Below are 12,812 nucleotides of genomic sequence, written 5' to 3'. Positions count from 1 at the left end.
GAAAAAGAAAATGAAAAGATTTCGCAATACATACAAATTGTTAAGCATAGCAGTTGTATTTTCAATATTATGGTCCTGCTCGGAGGAATTTACCAACCGCCCACCGGAAGACGGTATCAGCCTTGATGCCTACTACAGCACCAACGCGCAGGTAGAGTCGGCCACCAACGGTATGTATGCCCGTACGTGGTTCCAGTTCCACAACAAGTTCTTCTTTGCTGTGGCAGAGGTAGGGTCCGGGAACATGTATTCCGGCTCCAGCGACGTTAGCGCCATGCGCAACTTTTCGCTGAACGGCAGTGACCCGGAGCTTAACCAGGGATGGAGGTCGCTTTGGGCCAACGTAGCCCAGGCGAACGCCATCATCAACTTCCTTGCCGACCGTGTGGGTCCAGGCGTGGATGACGAAGTGCTCCAGAACACCATAGGTGAAGCCTACTTCATGAGGGCTACCGCTTACTTTTACCTGGTAAGGCTATGGGGCCCGGTGCCTATCATCGAGAACAACCTGGATTATGTATCGACGCCAAACATCAACACCAACAGGATTGAGGACATTTACACGCTTATAGAAAGCGATTACAACATGGCCATCGAAAAGCTGTATGCAAAAGTAAGGGGGTCCAACTACTCGGCAAACGGCCGCGTATCAAAGGGTTCGGCTAAGGCGATGCTCGCCAAGGTGCACCTCTACCAAAAAGAGTATACAGAAGCAAGGCAGCTGGCTGAAGAAGTGATCAACAGCGGCGAGTTCAAGCTTTTGGGCGGCGCTGAGCTTCCGGGCAAAACATTCGGGGACCTTTTCACGTATCCGAATAATAATAACGAAGAGTCGATATTCGCACTGCAGTGGGTAACCGACGGCAACTACGGTTCGGCCAGCAACTGCAACACGCAGTTTGGCATCAGTACCGCTGCGCTTACCACATCAAATGCTTCCTACGGGGGCGTGTTTGCCCCTTCGCAGGATGTACTTGACCTGTATGAACCCGGTGATGCGAGGAAAAATGAAACCATCATGTTCCCCGGCAATAGCTATCCGAACATGAAAGTGATCGTAAACGGCACAACAGAGCAGGTTGGCTTTACCGTTCCTGCAGCCGACCAGATTGGTGGACAGGGCGCGGGAATGGCTATCAAGAAATACTGCCAGGGCATTGTGAACGGGAATGCTACCGGGCCTATTGATGCCTGGGCGATGATGGAGAACAACACCTACATCATGCGATATGCCGACCTATTGCTCATCCACGCTGAGGCCGTACTGGCCGGTGGCGGAAGCACATCTGACGCCAGTGCATTGGCATCGTTCAATGCGGTGAGGGCAAGGGCCAACCAGCCGGTTGCGACAAGCATCACGTTTGACGACATCTTCCTTGAAAGAAGGCGTGAGCTGTGCTTTGAGGGCGACTTTTGGTTCGACCTGGGCAGGCTGCCAAGGGCTCAGGCCATAGCTTTCATTGCAGCACAAAACAGGGGCAATATGTTTACTGCAGAGTATTTTACCCCGGATGAATCTGACTTTTACCTGGACTACCCGGACAACGACGTGGCTAAAAACCCATTGCTCCTTGCCGATCCGGTGCCGTATAACTTTAATTAAAAAAATCGCGATATGAAAAATCTGAACATCAAACACTTATTTGGATTGCTGGCTGTTGCTTCCATAGCGCTGTTTTCAGCCTGTAGCGAAGATGACTCTTCAGGAGGCGGGCAGCCTGTTATCGAAAGCGTGAGCCTGGCCCAAAACGATTCGCTTGTAGAGCAGGGCTATGCTGATAATATGTACATCATCCGTGGGCGTGGCTTTACGGGTACAGAAAAGATCTATTTCAATGAAACGGATACATACTTTAACTCAACACTGGTGACCGATGAAGTAATATTTGTAACCATCGACAGGAATACGCCTTATGAAAATGCACCTGACGAACTGAAAGTAGTAACTCCTGAAGGTACTGCCGTATATCATTTTGTGGTGGCTCCGCCGGCGCCGTTTGTAAGGAGTTTCCAGCCGGTAAATGCTGCCGATGGCGAGCAGATCACCATTTACGGGTCATTCTTCCTCGACCCTACTGTTACGGTAGGCGGCAACCAGGCACAGATCGTATCAAGTACACTAACCGAAATTGTGGCAATCCTGCCGGCAGGATCGCAGCTCCAAACGGTTACCGTATCGACCATTTCGGGCGAGTCGGAATGGGGAACGGCTGTAGGAACCGCCATTTATGACGATGCTTTCTACGCGCCATGGGACATTGAGCCATGGAACAACCACACCTACGTGACCGATGCCGAAAAAGCCTACCAGGGAGTGAAGTTCATCAAGAAAACCATCAACGGATGGGACAACATCCAGGGCAACTGGGCATGGAACGACCAACTGTCACAGTACACCGGAATCCACTTCTGGGTACGCTCTGACGATGAGGGCGCTAAGCTTGTACCAATCATCAACGGAAACGGATGGGGCGATGCATCAAAAGCCGTAATCATCAATAAAGAGTGGACAGAATACCGCTATACCTGGGAGCAGCTGGGCAACCCTGCCGCACTGCAAAACATAACATTCCAGGAGTTTACCGGTTCGGCCCATAACTATTATTTCGACAACTTCGGTTATACTGTAGATTAATATCAGATATAAGTTGTTTTTGTGTACATTCCCTGACCAAACATCAGGGAATGTTTTTAAAGAAAAGTACCGCAAAGATGCGCAAAGAAGACGCAAAGGCCCACAAAGGTATAGTTTGGAGATGCCCATAAGCAATTTTGCCAAAAGGCAAAATAAAACGTGTGCGAACTTCGCTTCTGTTAATTTAATAGTCCTTCACGAAACTTTGCGCCTTCTTTGCGCATCTTTGCGGTATAGTCCTTTTAAAACTAAACGCAAAATCCGATAACACAATGGAATACCAACCGTCTTCGTCACGATACAGCAACATCCAATACCGCAGGTGCGGCAACAGCGGGCTTAAGCTCCCGGCATTGTCGCTTGGGCTATGGCACAATTTTGGGCATGTAAACGATTTTGAGAACAGCCGCAACATCATCCATACGGCATTTGACAACGGCATTACCCACTTTGACCTTGCCAACAATTACGGCCCGCCACCGGGAAGCGCCGAAGAAAACTTTGGGAAGATATTGCACAATGACCTGAACGGTTACCGTGATGAGCTGATTGTTTCGACAAAGGCAGGATACACCATGTGGGATGGCCCTTATGGCGACTGGGGATCGAAAAAATACCTGGTATCGAGCCTGGACCAGAGCCTGAAAAGGATGAAGCTGGACTATGTGGACATTTTTTACCACCACCGCCCGGATCCGGATACGCCTTTGGAAGAGACCATGCAGGCACTCGACCTCATCGTGAGGCAGGGAAAAGCACTGTATGCCGGGATATCGAACTACACTGCGGAACAAGCTGGAAAAGCCATAAAAATGCTGAACGAACTGGGCACACCCTGCCTGATACACCAGCCGAAGTACTCCATGTTTGAGCGCGGCCCTGAGAAAGGCCTGCTTGATGTACTGGGAAATGAAGGTGTAGGGTGCATCCCCTTCTCCCCTCTTGCGCAGGGGATGCTTACGGACAAATACCTCAATGGCATACCGGCAGACTCGCGGGTGGCCACAAGCGGAGTGTTCCTGAACGAAAGCAGCATAACACCTGAAAAGCTGGATACGATTAAAAAACTCAATGCGTTGGCCGGGCAACGCGGGCAAAAGCTGGCGCACATGGCACTGGCATGGCTGCTGAAGGATGAAAGGGTGACATCGGTACTCATTGGGGCAAGCAAGCCGGCACAGGTTACCGATTCGCTGCAAAGCCTTAACAATATTGCCTTCAGCCGTGAAGAGCTGGATGCGATTGAAACAATTTTAAAATAAAACCATTATTGATAGTGTTTCCGTTGCATTGCAACGTATGGCATAAAATAACACAACAATGAAAAAAATACTCTGTCCTGTTTTTACATTACTGGTAATCCTTGCCGCAACGGCGCAGGGCAACAATTATGTACAGGATTACACCAAGTACCCTGACCTGGCCATGACACCGCCAATGGGTTGGAACAGCTGGAACAAATTTGCCTGCAATGTAGACGAGGACATGATAAAGCAAATGGCCGATGCCATGGTGAGCAGCGGTATGAAGGATGCAGGCTACACCTACATAAACATTGACGACTGCTGGCATGGCGACCGTGATGAGAAAGGGTTCTTAAGCCCCGACCCGAAGCGTTTCCCGAATGGGATGAAAGCCGTTGCCGACTATGTGCACAGCAAAGGACTGAAGCTTGGCATTTACAGTGATGCCGGGAGCCAGACCTGTGGCGGAAGGCCGGGCAGCCGCGGCTATGAGTTCCAGGATGCGCTTACCTACGCATCATGGGGCATTGATTACCTGAAATATGACTGGTGCAACACCGAAGGCCTGAAAGCCGAAGGTGCTTACAAAACCATGACAGCCGCCCTGAAGCGGGCAGGCCGCCCAATTGTACTGAGCATTTGCGAATGGGGTAACGACGAACCATGGAAATGGGGACAGAACGTAGGCCACCTGTGGAGGACGACGGGCGACATTTACAACTGCTTCGACTGCATAAAGGACCATGGCAGCTGGAAAGCTTTTGGCGTAATGCAGATACTGGACAAGCAGGAAGGCCTTCGCCGGTATGCTGGCCCGGGGCACTGGAATGACCCCGACATGCTCGAGGTGGGCAACGGCGCACTGACCGCAGGCGAAGACAGGGCGCACTTTACCATGTGGGCCATGCTTGCCGCACCGCTTATTGCGGGTAACGACCTGAGGAGCATGACAAAGGAGACCATTGAAGTTTTGACGAACAAAGAGGTAATTGCCATCAACCAGGACAAGCTGGGCATACAGGGCTTTAAAGTTTCTGCCGAAGACGGGCTGGAAATATGGGCAAAGCCGCTACAGGGCGGCGACTGGGCCATCGCGTTCCTGAACCGCAATACAACGGCTAAAAAAATCGACTTTAACTGGGCCACGCAAAAGGTGTATGACAACGTTAACACGCTGGATGCGGCTTTTGGCACTACGACTTATAAAATAAAGAACCTTTGGGATAAAAAGGACAAGGGCACAGCCACAACAAAAAAGGCTTTTAAAGCCGAAGTGCCTGCCCACGACATCATTACCCTAAGGCTTAGCAAAACCAAATAACATGAAGCATTTCATTAAAACACTGCCTGTACTGCTGTTCTCTGCCCTCTCGTTCGGGCAGGGCGTAAAGGAGCACGGTCAGCTTAGCGTAAAAGGCACACAGCTGGTAAACAAAGACGGCAATCACGTAATGCTGCGCGGCATGAGCTTTGGGTGGCACAGCTTTTGGCCGAGGTTCTACAACGCCGGGGCTGTAAAATGGCTGAAGGATGACTGGCATGCCAATGTGGTACGCGCCGCGATGGGCATAGAGACCGGCAGCGAAGGCCTTACCTACAAGGAAAACCCGGCAGACAGCAGGAAAAAGATAATGGCGGTGGTAGATGGTGCCATCAAAGAGGATATTTATGTAATCATCGACTGGCATAGCCACAACATCAACCTTGAGGAAGCCAAAGCATTTTTTGACGGTATGTCTAAAAAATACGGCAAATATCCCAATGTCATATATGAGGTATTCAACGAGCCCGACGACGAAAGCTGGACCGATGTAAAAGCCTACAGCGAGGAGGTAATAAAGGTGATCCGCAAGAATGACCCGGATAATATCATCCTCGTAGGCTGTCCGCACTGGGATCAGGACATCCACCTGCCTGCCGCGGACCCTATCAAGGGTTACGACAACCTCATGTATACGGTGCATTTTTATGCCGCGACCCACAAGCAGGAGCTGCGCGACCGCACCGATGGCGCACTGCAAAAGGGCCTGCCGGTATTCATATCGGAATGTGCCGGGATGGAAGCGACCGGAGACGGACCCCTGAACCCGGAGGAATGGCAGCGGTGGATCGACTGGATGGAAGCCAGAGGGCTGAGCTGGGTAACATGGTCGGTATCTGACAAGGATGAGACGTGCAGCGTATTGCAAAAATCGGCGGCATCTGACGGCGGATGGAAACAACAGGACCTGAAGGAAAGCGGCATTAAGACAAGGGAATACCTGCGAAAACTAAACAAAGCGCCAAAGGCAAATAAAAAGTAGTCACCGTAGATATTCGAAAAGATAAGTTGAGTTAGTTTAAATTTGGGTTAGAAGCCCCTGCGCAAGCGGGGGCTTTGGGTTTATATACACCCGCAAAAAAAAGCAGCGAGCTACCACACCCGCTGCTTAACATCTATAAAACTAAAAACTTTTGGCATCTTGGGGGCGCTAAAAGTTTGCCTTCATTCAAAATAAAAAAGCGGCGGGACTATGTAAGACATAATTCAGTAGGGAGGGAGGTTGGCATTCTTAGGGGGCATGAACACCGAATTATTAATCCCGCCGGGCTTTTTTAATCAGATAACTTTGTAAATGGTATTGTGCAACTATAACATTATTTAATCATTATCCTGAGTCAAAAGTAGCAAGAAGGGATTATCCGGCATAGGTAGAAATTACCTGTTTTTGTAAAACAGGTAATTACCGCAAAAATGTTAAAATTTTGATAAGATAAAGAGATAAAACACACCTTAAATACCCTGTAAACAAGGAATTAAGGCTAAATAAGGGGGAGTTCCTCCACCCTGATGACGCCGTGCTGTATGGCAAAGATCACAAGGCCGGCAATATTCTTGGCGCCTGTTTTGGCAAAAAGGCTGCTTTTATGCCCTTCTATGGTACGCTGTGTGGTAAACAGGGCATCGGCAATTTCCTTGGCAGTCTTTTGCTGGCAAATGAGGCGCAGCACTTCTGTTTCCCTATCCGAGAGGCTGTCTTCCTGTTCCAGTGATGGCTTTGGCGATTTGGAGGATATCTGGTCACGCAATGCATTTACCTGGTCCGGCTGGAAGTAGTAACCCTGGCTGTGCACGGTACGGATGATTTCAACCAGGTCGATGGGTGAAATGCCTTTTGGCAAAAAGGCCGCCACCCCCATTTTGAGCATGAAGCCCATAAAGCTGCGCTGGTAATGCGATGACACCACAATAACACTAACCGAAGGATACTTTGCCTTCATGTGCTCGGCAACCTGCAGGCCGTCCATGCCTTCCATCTTCAGGTCGAGTATCAGTACGTCGGGTAGTACCGGGACTGCCTCAAGCTGCTCCAGTAAAGCACTGCCTTCATTGGCGGTAAACAATACCTCAAACCCCTCTACACTGTGCAGGTAGGCCTGCAGAAGGCTTACGATGAGCGCATCATCGTCGGTAATGGCTATTTTGATGTTTTCCATGGGTTGGTTTGTTTTTGGCCTCACTTCACCCGATAGTCACGGAGGCTTAACAAAGTAAATGATTCCGTAAATATAATTCTTCTTTTGTCCTGAAACAAAAGAAGTAAAAATTCAAGGCCAGCTTCTACACAGCCGCAGCCATGAATGTGGTAGTCCCCTGCCCCGGTTTTGAGCGCACTTTGTACCTGGCATTAAGGTACTGCATACGGAACTCGAGGCTGTTGAGGCCCAGCCCTTTTTTGAGCTGTTTGGCATCAAAGCCTTTGCCATTGTCGGAAACCGACAGTACTATGCCATTCGCCGTATGGCGGAAGCCTACCTGTACCTGTGTTGCGCCGGCGTGCTTTATGATGTTGGTGAGCAGTTCCTGCACTATGCGCAGCAGCTGGATCTTTACATCGGGGGTAAGGTCGGCGGCAACGCGCACATCGGTATGGAAACGGATGTCCATTTTCTCTTTCCACGGGTTGATCACGCCTTCCATGAGTTCTTCGGCACGGGAGAATTCGAGCAGCGGCGGCGTAAGGTCGTGCGATATCCTGCGTGCCTCGGTGATGCTTTCGCCCAGCAGGCCTTCAATTTCAGGTAGTGGCGACCCTATCTGGCTTTTCATCCGGATAAGGGTAAGCTTGCCGATGAGGCTGTCGTGGAGGTCGGCGGCAATGCGCCCGCGCTCCTTTTCCTGCGCCTCGAGGTTGGTTTCCATGAGTTTCTTCTGGTGCTCCAGGCGGGTCTGTGCCTCGCGGAGGTTGGCCTCGGTCATGCGCTTATAGCCGGCATGCATGATCTTCACCACAAAAAGGATGATGGTAAATATCAATACGACTATGATAGTAATCCATATAGCAATTACCTGGGGGTCCTGCCATTTTTCCATAAACATCGGGTAATAATGCCCCAAAAGTAGGAAGTTTAAGGGAGAAATGTAAAGGAAAAGGCAGCCAATAATCAAATGACTACCGGCTGCCCTCTGTAATTTCATTCACTTAGCTACAATGTCAGCAGATAGAAGCTTGTCTGCGGCAATGTTACGCTATATTGTGGTACTGGTGTCGCATAATTATCATAATACGTAGCGCTGCTTGTCTTATTGATGACGATCAACTCTGCCACAAAGCGCGTACTCACTGCTTTCAATGCAAGATATACCTGCGATTCCTTTCATAATTAGTTGATTTATTAGTTAATAAAATACTAATTTACAAAATTTTTATTTCTATGCTTTTTTAAAATTTTTCCCGTTTTTTATAATAGAATAAATCAGGTAAGAATAAAAGGATACTGTTGTTATCAAATTAACAAGCCAGAAATAAAGCCCTGTTCGTTCATTTAATATAAAATTAAGTGGCAGGAAAAAAATCAGATTAATCGAAAAAAAGATTAATATCACGGCATTTAGGTAAAAACTATCAAGTTTCGATTCTTTGTATTCATGAATTTTTTCGCTGAAAAAGGCAAGTGCTAAAGTTATAATAACAAAATTATCTGCGACTTTTGCATAAGACTGAAATTGGCGAACATTGTTTGAAAAGTAGAATAATTCCCAAATTATATATGATGCAGCGATAATACTAAACAGTTTTATCAGTATATGGCTTGCCTTAAAAAGAAATTTATAATAAAAGAAAACAAAAAATAACATTTCAACGAGACTATATACAAGCAGTACGATCAGGTTATTTCCGAAATTGTACTGAAAAAACCTGCTTGCCATATCAATTAAAAGCATCATTAGCAAATAGCCAATGATGCCTTTGTGAATATTATTTAAGCGTTTAAAGTAGGGCAGACCTATACCTAATCCCATAATTAGGATAAAAGGCGATAAAAAATTGAGTAATTTATATAAACTGGTAAAGGTCATGTATTAAATTAGATAGATGCCGCAGCTTGTAATAAATAGAAACTTGATTCTAGTGCAGCGGCACCAAAAGGCGGCACAGGGTTTACAAAATCATCAAATTCTACCAAAGTCTTATCATTGGCATTCGCTACAATAAGGTCTGCCGACATGGGCCCTTCGGCACCCTGGAGTTGCAAGCCCAAAGTAGCAAGGCACTCGTCGCCTGCAAAATCATCCGCAGGGATATTAAAGGCCTTAAACATACCGACAGGATCTGAAACCTGCTTTACTACAAAAGCCTGGTAATGCTCAATCCAACGGGCTATGCGCAGTTCGGCTTCCCAATCGGGTATCGTATGCGAACCCATTAACGTCCATATTACCGGCCGGCACTGGGTGTGCAGGTTGATCTCATCTTTATACGCTTCATTATCATAAGCATCAGGTATTACGAAGAAATATAATTTATCCTCAAAAATTCCCGGGTAAGCGTGTATATATTCTGTTGGCTCTGCCTGCTTAATGTTATCATAAGTGAAGGTGTTACCCTGTTCAAGGGCTTTGATGAGTTGCGCACTGTTGCTAATGATTGCCTGCCATGCAGCGATGCTCTCAAGGATTTCCTCCGATGTAAATACGTGTGTTGACATATATATAAGTTTATTGGTTAATTGGGGCTATGGAATATAGATGAAATAGTTTTAACAAATTTAATTTTTTCCCTGAAATCACTGGGGAATTTGCGCAATATTTTATCATTAATCATTAATTAATTAATTGGCAACCGCTAAAATACTGCTTCCGCCTGTTAAATATTTGGATTACGGAACAACCGAAGAGTAAATTTAATATTTTAGCTACCTTATAACACTGATAACATGAAAAAATTAATGTTCCTTTTTGTGGCCGTATGCCTCTCTACAGTTGCATCTGCCCAGAAACTGACCGAAAAAGACCTTCAGGGCAACTGGAAGCTTTCTGCCCTTGAAACTTCAGGAATGGTGATCGATGTAGAAAAAGAGAAAATCGTACTCCCTCCTGAGATGGAAGCGCAGCTTACTGATGACCAAAAGCAGCAAATGAATGCCGGCATGGCACAGGCTATGGAAATGTTTAAGGAAGCTTATGCTAAGATTGAAGGTAAGACGCTGAAGCAAACCCTGGGGCCTGAAGGGCAGGAAGGTACTTTTGTACTGTCTCAAAAAGACGGCAAAAACATCCTGACGCTTACAGAGGGCGACGGGTCAACAAAAGAAATTACCGTTTCTATTGTCGATAAAAAATTGCGCCTTGAAGAATCTGAAGGCGGCGCGTCGGCAGTATTTGTGTACGCAAAGCAATAAATTTACCCAAAGAGGGTTTATTATGAAGTCCCGTGCAATGCGGGGCTTTTTTTATGATATCAAATACCCATGAAAACCTTATTTTACTCCCTGGCATTTTTTCTTATTGCAACACTAGCCTCAGCCCAGGCCATTACGCAGGAAAGGCTGCAGGGCGCCTGGAAGATATGCGCCTTTAATGTGAACGGAATCAACTGGGATTTTAAGACCGATGTGGTTACCCTACCTGCCGAATATGAGGCCTCGACACTTGGCCCGAGCCAAAAGGAAGCCATGATTGCCGACATACGGGCGGGCCTTGCCGACTACAAAGATGGCAGCTTCGTAATTAAAGGCAACTATGTAGAGCAATCCATGGCAGGCCAGACGGCCAGCGGCACTTTTAGTTTGCAGGAGCAAAACAAAAAATGGTACATCAATATCGTGAATGATGATGCCGCCAAAACAACCGAAACCCTTATGGTAGCGCTGAAGGACGGCAAAATGCAGCTTACCATACCCGATGGCATGGGAGGGATTACGATATTGACGTATTGTAAGTAACCTGACAATCGGGAAGTGTAAGCCTTTCTTCTTTTGTCTTGAAACAAAAGAAGCGATCCGCCGCGGCGCACAATGCTCCAATATTCACTCAAACGCTCTTACGCTTTTTTCTTCCACACAGCATTAATATCTCATCACTATGGGCTTTCCCCATGCCTGTAATCAACGGGCAGGAGATCGCCGGCCTTGAGGCTCGCCATGTGGCCGCTAAAGGTCAGTTCGTTTAGCGGGAAAAAGAGCCCGTTGGCATCAACATAGAACGTACCCATTTTAAAGCTGATGGCCGATTGCTGTTTTTTATCATACAGGATATTAAAGCTCACACCGCTGAACTTACCTTCTTCCTTCTTTGGGTTAATCGCAAAAACACCGGCCTTCTTCGAACCTTCGGGCGGCATTTTCAGCAGGCGTACTTTTTTCAGGTCAAGCGTATCGCTTACGCCAAAATAATCGTGCGGATTATCGGGGAAGCTGCCGGTGTAAAACCTGAACTTCTGCTTTTCCCAATCGCCTGCCACAATGGTGCGCACCAGGTGGGTAGGCGATCCAAGGTAAGCCTCGCTGCGCACTTTGGCAGCCTTCTTTTTGTTTTTGGCGGTATCGGTATAAAAAGTGGTACCGGCAAAATAGTTGCCCAACACATCATATTCGGAGAGGCTTTGGGCACGGTACTTTACATTAAAGCCGGCCAGCTCAAATACTACCTTGTATTGCAGTCGCTTGTTTACAATACGGATCGGCTTTGCGGCAACGGCATACAGCGTGTTGTCGTCGACGTCATACCAGAGTGTAATGTCGTCCTCGTTTTCAATCGTGCAGGAGCGGCCTGCCCTTGAGCGGCCAAGGAACTCCTCCCGGAAAGCACCCAGCAATTGCCTGCGGCTAAAGGGGCCTTTCTTTTTTGTCACGACCACCTCGTCCAGGCGGGTTGACTCTTCGCGCAGCAATACTTTAAAGGGCTTGCAATAGCTGAAAGGATCTTCTACGCGCAGGGTTTCAAACCCTATGAAGCTGACCACCAGTGCGGCATTGTACTTTTGCGGTGCAGTGATGCGGAAAAAGCCCCGTGCATCTGTAGTGGACGAAAGCGTTGTACCATCGAGGTAGACCGACGCACCCTCCAGCGGCTTGTTTTCGGGTTCGTCATACACATAACCGGAAATAGTCTGGGCATCCAACGGAAGGAAAAAGCCCAATAAAAGAATAGCAAATATGTACTTCATCGCAACGCCGTTAATTGTCGGTTTCCACGCTTATGCCCACCGTAATGGCATTGGGGAGGTAGATGTTCGGGAAACTGTTTCTGATTGCTATGTTATACTTCCCTTTAGAAAGCTTACTGTTTTCCTTCAGCGGTGTAAAAAGGTCGCACACGTCGCCCAGGCACTCCGAAAGGTCATTCCCTTCTTTATCCTTAAGCTCAAGATTAAGCGCAACGTTTTCCTTTTCCCCTGAGGGATAGGTGATCACTGCTTCCACGGGAATGGTTGTAAACTGGGGATCGTGCACATGCGAAAATTTCATGATGATGTCTCCGGCATTGATATCCCTCGCCAGTTCAAATTCAAAATTCTTCACATCGGTTGCCAGCCAGCGATTGTCCTTAAAGTCTTCGGCAGTCTCGTTGTATAGCACTGTGTTGTCACATGATGCAAAGGCAAACAGGGTTGCCAGCAGGAGTAGTTTTTTCATTTTGGAAATTTTACCTCACTAAGGTAGGAAAATTT

Annotated in this window: 13 protein-coding genes; 7 read left to right on the top strand and 6 right to left on the bottom strand. The window is 47.5% G+C overall.

Going from position 1 to position 12,812, the window contains the following annotated elements; translation table 11 throughout:
* Positions 1-10 precede the first annotated feature (10 nt).
* From OGH69_RS08730 to OGH69_RS08710, 5 genes are all read left to right on the top strand, one after another.
* Complete coding sequence (locus OGH69_RS08730; RefSeq protein WP_265174075.1) at positions 11-1,603, top strand: RagB/SusD family nutrient uptake outer membrane protein; 1,593 nt, start codon at positions 11-13, stop codon at positions 1,601-1,603.
* A 12-nt stretch (positions 1,604-1,615) separates the two neighbouring features.
* Positions 1,616-2,635: an IPT/TIG domain-containing protein gene (locus tag OGH69_RS08725; protein ID WP_265174074.1), complete on the top strand. Its 1,020-nt coding sequence runs from the start codon at positions 1,616-1,618 to the stop codon at positions 2,633-2,635.
* Positions 2,636-2,907: 272 nt separating this feature from the next.
* Complete coding sequence (mgrA, locus tag OGH69_RS08720; protein ID WP_265174073.1) at positions 2,908-3,897, top strand: L-glyceraldehyde 3-phosphate reductase; 990 nt, start codon at positions 2,908-2,910, stop codon at positions 3,895-3,897.
* 58 nt (positions 3,898-3,955) lie between these two features.
* The gene (locus tag OGH69_RS08715) at positions 3,956-5,200 is read left to right on the top strand and encodes a glycoside hydrolase family 27 protein (protein ID WP_265174072.1); all 1,245 of its coding nucleotides are present in this window, start codon (positions 3,956-3,958) and stop codon (positions 5,198-5,200) included.
* Between the two features lies 1 nt (position 5,201).
* A complete protein-coding gene (locus OGH69_RS08710; RefSeq protein ID WP_265174071.1) occupies positions 5,202-6,182 on the top strand; it encodes a glycoside hydrolase family 5 protein in 981 nt (326 codons plus the stop codon).
* 499 nt (positions 6,183-6,681) lie between these two features.
* On the opposite strand, the gene OGH69_RS08705 is transcribed toward OGH69_RS08710, so the two are convergent.
* The 4 genes from OGH69_RS08705 to OGH69_RS08690 form a co-directional block, all read right to left on the bottom strand.
* Positions 6,682-7,356, bottom strand: coding sequence for a response regulator transcription factor (locus tag OGH69_RS08705; RefSeq protein ID WP_265174070.1), 675 nt, complete (start codon positions 7,354-7,356; stop codon positions 6,682-6,684).
* Between the two features lie 124 nt (positions 7,357-7,480).
* Positions 7,481-8,233 carry a sensor histidine kinase gene (locus OGH69_RS08700; RefSeq protein WP_265174069.1) on the bottom strand — a complete coding sequence of 251 codons (753 nt, stop codon included), beginning with the start codon at positions 8,231-8,233 and terminating at the stop codon, positions 7,481-7,483.
* Between the two features lie 339 nt (positions 8,234-8,572).
* Positions 8,573-9,220 (bottom strand): hypothetical protein, encoded by a 648-nt coding sequence (locus OGH69_RS08695; protein ID WP_265174068.1) that lies wholly within the window; start codon positions 9,218-9,220, stop codon positions 8,573-8,575.
* Positions 9,221-9,228: 8 nt separating this feature from the next.
* Positions 9,229-9,849 carry a hypothetical protein gene (locus OGH69_RS08690; protein ID WP_265174067.1) on the bottom strand — a complete coding sequence of 207 codons (621 nt, stop codon included), beginning with the start codon at positions 9,847-9,849 and terminating at the stop codon, positions 9,229-9,231.
* A gap of 228 nt (positions 9,850-10,077) precedes the next feature.
* Here OGH69_RS08690 and OGH69_RS08685 point away from each other — a divergent pair, with 228 nt between their 5' ends.
* Positions 10,078-10,542 carry a hypothetical protein gene (locus OGH69_RS08685; RefSeq protein WP_265174066.1) on the top strand — a complete coding sequence of 155 codons (465 nt, stop codon included), beginning with the start codon at positions 10,078-10,080 and terminating at the stop codon, positions 10,540-10,542.
* A gap of 69 nt (positions 10,543-10,611) precedes the next feature.
* Positions 10,612-11,085, top strand: a complete 474-nt coding sequence (locus tag OGH69_RS08680) for a hypothetical protein (RefSeq protein WP_265174065.1) — start codon at positions 10,612-10,614, stop codon at positions 11,083-11,085.
* Positions 11,086-11,222: 137 nt separating this feature from the next.
* On the opposite strand, the gene OGH69_RS08675 is transcribed toward OGH69_RS08680, so the two are convergent.
* Together OGH69_RS08675 and OGH69_RS08670 are read right to left on the bottom strand one after the other, a co-directional pair.
* Complete coding sequence (locus OGH69_RS08675; RefSeq protein ID WP_265174064.1) at positions 11,223-12,308, bottom strand: carboxypeptidase-like regulatory domain-containing protein; 1,086 nt, start codon at positions 12,306-12,308, stop codon at positions 11,223-11,225.
* A gap of 10 nt (positions 12,309-12,318) precedes the next feature.
* The gene (locus OGH69_RS08670; protein ID WP_265174063.1) at positions 12,319-12,777 is read right to left on the bottom strand and encodes a gliding motility lipoprotein GldH family protein; all 459 of its coding nucleotides are present in this window, start codon (positions 12,775-12,777) and stop codon (positions 12,319-12,321) included.
* Positions 12,778-12,812: the final 35 nt, after the last annotated feature.

The organism is Flavobacterium sp. MFBS3-15, assembly GCF_026107645.2.
Lineage (GTDB): Bacteria > Bacteroidota > Bacteroidia > Flavobacteriales > Flavobacteriaceae > Flavobacterium.
This window is presented reverse-complemented; position numbering and strand designations above follow the sequence as displayed.

Bases quoted from the DNA above. Each gene is read 5' to 3' on its own strand.
- OGH69_RS08730 (WP_265174075.1), top strand. From the start codon at position 11: ATGAAAAGATTTCGCAATACATACAAATTGTTAAGCATAGCAGTTGTA.
- OGH69_RS08725 (WP_265174074.1), top strand. From the start codon at position 1,616: ATGAAAAATCTGAACATCAAACACTTATTTGGATTGCTGGCTGTTGCT.
- mgrA (WP_265174073.1), top strand. From the start codon at position 2,908: ATGGAATACCAACCGTCTTCGTCACGATACAGCAACATCCAATACCGC.
- OGH69_RS08715 (WP_265174072.1), top strand. From the start codon at position 3,956: ATGAAAAAAATACTCTGTCCTGTTTTTACATTACTGGTAATCCTTGCC.
- OGH69_RS08710 (WP_265174071.1), top strand. From the start codon at position 5,202: ATGAAGCATTTCATTAAAACACTGCCTGTACTGCTGTTCTCTGCCCTC.
- OGH69_RS08705 (WP_265174070.1), bottom strand. From the start codon at position 7,356: ATGGAAAACATCAAAATAGCCATTACCGACGATGATGCGCTCATCGTA.
- OGH69_RS08700 (WP_265174069.1), bottom strand. From the start codon at position 8,233: ATGGAAAAATGGCAGGACCCCCAGGTAATTGCTATATGGATTACTATC.
- OGH69_RS08695 (WP_265174068.1), bottom strand. From the start codon at position 9,220: ATGACCTTTACCAGTTTATATAAATTACTCAATTTTTTATCGCCTTTT.
- OGH69_RS08690 (WP_265174067.1), bottom strand. From the start codon at position 9,849: ATGTCAACACACGTATTTACATCGGAGGAAATCCTTGAGAGCATCGCT.
- OGH69_RS08685 (WP_265174066.1), top strand. From the start codon at position 10,078: ATGAAAAAATTAATGTTCCTTTTTGTGGCCGTATGCCTCTCTACAGTT.
- OGH69_RS08680 (WP_265174065.1), top strand. From the start codon at position 10,612: ATGAAAACCTTATTTTACTCCCTGGCATTTTTTCTTATTGCAACACTA.
- OGH69_RS08675 (WP_265174064.1), bottom strand. From the start codon at position 12,308: ATGAAGTACATATTTGCTATTCTTTTATTGGGCTTTTTCCTTCCGTTG.
- OGH69_RS08670 (WP_265174063.1), bottom strand. From the start codon at position 12,777: ATGAAAAAACTACTCCTGCTGGCAACCCTGTTTGCCTTTGCATCATGT.